This window comes from Flavobacterium sp. PL11 (assembly GCF_035985025.1).
In the GTDB taxonomy this organism is placed as follows: Bacteria; Bacteroidota; Bacteroidia; order Flavobacteriales; family Flavobacteriaceae; genus Flavobacterium.
In genome coordinates this window covers 1-2,739 of sequence record NZ_JAXCIA010000065.1, presented here as the reverse complement: position 1 = coordinate 2,739, position 2,739 = coordinate 1, and the positions used below count along the sequence as shown (strand labels likewise).

The following is a 2,739-nucleotide window of genomic DNA, read 5'->3' as shown; positions in this document are numbered from 1 at the left end:
TAAATCGAATTGGATTATCCACAGCGATTTTATCTTCTAAACTGCTTATTTGTAACTGTTGACGCGATGTTCCGGATATATGTTGCATCTTTAAACGTACAAATTTTCTCGCTTATAAACAAAATTAAATACTATATTTGATGCAAATAAAACAGTAGTTTTTTCACAGACTGACGTTACCTGCAACTGTAGCACGACACTAAACAATGAACATAACGACAGAAATATTAGACCGACTTTTTAACGACTTCGTAAACTTTGTTTCGACAGCGGACAAAAAACCGTTTATTGATTTTAAGACTTCTGCTTTTATTGACACAGCCGAGAATTACAAATATTCTGTTTATGACGAAGCGAGAGAAAATTTAGGACAAAAATGGTGGAAACCTGAAGACATTGGAACAGGTAAAATTCAACAATCTGTAAGTTCAGCAATTAAGACAAGAGTAAATCACAGTTTTCAAATGGTTGATAACAACCTTGTGGACTGGAGAAAAAAAGATGATTTTGCTAAAACGGGTAAAAACAAAAATCTTGAAACAACACTATTTAATTTTTACAAAAGCAAAATTTCAGACCAACAAGCATTTGAAACTTTCATTGACGAGAAATTAAGTTATCAATTTATAGCGTATCTATTTTTCATCAAAGACAGAAATAGATTTATGCCAATTTCTCAGGCGAAGTTTGACGAAATATTTGAAATTATCGGCCTACCAAGTTTTAAAACAAGTCATAATCTTTCTTGGGACAACTATTCAAATTATCTTGACTTAATTAAACAAGTTCGTGACTTTCTAAAAACGAAAGACAAGAATGCAACTTTATTAGACGCACACTCATTTTTGTGGATACTTGGCAATCAAATGAGAGTTACGACCAAAGAAACGCAAGCCAAACCAAGCCTTGAGACAAATGTAAAGCAAGAAAACCACGTAACAATTCCTAAAGATATTTTTTCAAAATCATCTGAACTAAACAGTTTGGAATGGACTGAAATATTGCAAAACGAAAAATTAACTAGTGAACTTGCTTTAGCAATTTTTCAAGCCTTGTATTCTTTTCAAAACCACAAAGCCTATGCAAGTCAAGTCGCCCTAATTTTAGAAACTACTCATCCGCCATTAAATCTCGAAATTGGACGATATGCAAAACGTATTGCCGAACATTACGACATAAACTTTACTGCAAGAAGTGCTGAAAAATTTAAGTTTTGGGATTTGTTTTTTAACGGTTGGGACGAAGGGACAAAGTTTGTTTGGCAATTAAGACCTGAATTAGTTGAAGCATTAATTGCAACAGGCTTGACAGGTGATGAAACTTATCCTGACGAACTTCCAACAGAAAATACTGAAGAACTTTTTGAAGGTATTAAGCGGTCAGTAATCGTAAACTCATACGAAAGGAATTCAAAAGCAAGACAGCTTTGCGTAAAACATTGGAAAGCCATTTGTGCTGTTTGCTCTTTTGACTTTGAAAAAACATACGGAGAAATAGGAAAGGGTTTTATTCATGTTCATCACTTGACACCTGTTTCACAAATCGGTAAAGTTTATCAAGTTGACCCAATTAACGACTTAATTCCAGTTTGCCCAAATTGCCATTCAATGTTACATAAACAAGAACCACCGTTGACAATTGACGAACTTAAATCACGACTGAAAAATGACGACTGAAATAACAGCAGCAGGTAACAGCACCTACCCAAAAGGCGGGGTTTCGTGCTCCGCAGACACATTTGTGCAAGCCGAAAGTTCAGTTCTCCGAATGAAGTTCAGTGGTAAAAATCCCGCCCTTCGGGTAGCTGCAAAACGTTAGCAGTAACCAATGAAAAAAAGAGACCTACCGAATACTTAATTGAAAAATGGAAATAGAAACTAACAAACTCGAAAACACTTCAGAACAAAATGGAATACCGAAATTTTATACCAAAAAAGCAATTTTTGGTTTTTCCATTTTTTTTAGCTCGCTTTTTGGCGGAATTCTTCTGATGCAAAATTTGAAAGAAATCGGAATGGAAAAAGAAGCAAAAAAAGTTTTAAAAACTTCTGTAATTCTTACTGTCATACCATTTTTTATAGCTTGGCTGATGGAAAAAGAAGTTTCTACATATACACTTTTGACTAATATAATTGGTGGATTAATACTTTCTGAATTTTATTTTGGATTATATATTTCAAAAGAACAAATCTTTGAAAAGAAGAAAATATGGAAACCTTTGCTAATTTCATTACTTATTACAATTCCACTAACAGTTTTTGCAATTTATTGTGCCGAAAAGAATTTGTAAAGAAAATAAATTGGCTACTGCTAACAGCTAGGGTTTCGTTGCGTTCGAAGAACGAACAATGAACCCGCGGTTGAACGGAACCGGTTGAGAGTCCGTTCCTATGGGGATGTCGTTATTGAAGTTTTGATAATTCAAGAGGATTTAGAATCCTCTTTTATTTTGGAGTGCAATTTCTGTAGTTTTATCGTGATTCCCTTCTCTTATGGGCACAATTTCCCTTACCCATAAAGTTAATTTTTATTAGGATTTGAACTTTGGCTATCGCCAAGATACCAATCAGGAGGACCACGCTGGTCAAAAGCAGCTATTCGATGTAAATTGCCTGTTTTGCAACAAGGGCATTTGGGTAAAAAAGGCTTTTTCTCTACTTTTTCTAGTACTTTTACCTTTAATTTTTCTTGTAAAAGTTTTAGTTTTTCTCTTTTCCAGTTGCTGCTCAAAAAACCATA

Annotated in this window: 2 protein-coding genes and 1 pseudogene; 2 read left to right on the top strand and 1 reads right to left on the bottom strand. The window is 34.2% G+C overall.

Translation table 11 applies throughout. The features are described 5' to 3' along the window. Positions 1–206: 206 nt before the first annotated feature. Positions 207–1,676 (top strand): HNH endonuclease, encoded by a 1,470-nt coding sequence (locus RCH18_RS15955; protein WP_326937767.1) that lies wholly within the window; start codon positions 207–209, stop codon positions 1,674–1,676. A 188-nt stretch (positions 1,677–1,864) separates the two neighbouring features. Further along, positions 1,865–2,290 carry a hypothetical protein gene (locus RCH18_RS15950; protein WP_326937766.1) on the top strand — a complete coding sequence of 142 codons (426 nt, stop codon included), beginning with the start codon at positions 1,865–1,867 and terminating at the stop codon, positions 2,288–2,290. Between the two features lie 230 nt (positions 2,291–2,520). On the opposite strand, the pseudogene RCH18_RS15945 reads toward RCH18_RS15950, so the two are convergent. Further along, positions 2,521–2,739, bottom strand: a pseudogene (locus tag RCH18_RS15945) (IS91 family transposase); the annotation flags it as partial.